Here is an 804-nt window from a genome sequence, read left to right as displayed (position 1 = left end):
GTCATAACACCATCACCTCATGAAAAATATTCGCTATAGCAATGATATACCCTTTTGAAGAATAATTCACGTATCAATCGTTTTCATTTTTAACTTCTATTATCTTCACATGAGTAATGTATTTCGTTCGTATTACAGTCCCGATTTTAGGAATACATATCGTTTTACTATTTTTTATTAAATCCTGTAATGTGTTTAGGCATGTTCCTATATCCTCGTCGCGTGTAACTCTACCACTTATTTCTTTACCGTCAGATAAATAAAAAGTAACCTGATATGTATATTGTTGTTTTGTCATGATGCTCACTCACTTTCTAAATATAAAAATCTATTATTACATAAAAAAGACGTGGATAACCATGCCTTTTTTATTCTTTAGCCATTCTTTTACCATATTTTATTGATTTATCGCTTGTTCATAGCCACTATGTGCTGCGGTTATAAGTTTATGTAATAAAACCTCAAATTCTTCTAACATGTTGTTCACTTCACTCATAGCGTTGCACCTTCTTTATTATTCGCTTCAGCTATCGCTTTATCTATTAATCCTTGCCATATATGTTCTTCAAATTGTTTTTGCTTAATAAGAGTAATCAATTCGTTTAGTAATCCAAAAATCCCATTTACTTCCATCCCTTTATCTAAGCAAACTCCAACAAATTCCATTACAATGTTTTCTTTTATAGCTTTTTCTGAGTATTTATCTTCTTTTTGTGCTACCATACTAAATACATCTTTTCCATAGGGATTATTTTATTTGAAAGAGTAGGAGGCGCAATCTCCTGCTCTTTCTTTGTTTTTTGT

The 804-nt window shown here is 30.8% G+C and carries 2 protein-coding genes; both read right to left on the bottom strand.

Annotation, left to right across the window (positions count from 1 at the left end; translation table 11 throughout):
- Window positions 1-73: 73 nt before the first annotated feature.
- Complete coding sequence (locus AC1DJR_RS32030) at window positions 74-298, bottom strand: hypothetical protein (RefSeq protein WP_002165814.1); 225 nt, start codon at window positions 296-298, stop codon at window positions 74-76.
- Window positions 299-492: 194 nt separating this feature from the next.
- Window positions 493-723, bottom strand: coding sequence for a hypothetical protein (locus tag AC1DJR_RS32025; protein WP_328026791.1), 231 nt, complete (start codon window positions 721-723; stop codon window positions 493-495).
- Window positions 724-804 lie beyond the last annotated feature (81 nt).

Source organism: Bacillus sp. 05T31, from assembly GCF_056396725.1.
This window is presented reverse-complemented; position numbering and strand designations above follow the sequence as displayed.

Excerpts from the sequence above, each read along its gene's own strand:
- AC1DJR_RS32030 (WP_002165814.1), bottom strand. The coding sequence starts at position 298 with ATGACAAAACAACAATATACATATCAGGTTACTTTTTATTTATCTGAC.
- AC1DJR_RS32025 (WP_328026791.1), bottom strand. The coding sequence starts at position 723 with ATGGTAGCACAAAAAGAAGATAAATACTCAGAAAAAGCTATAAAAGAA.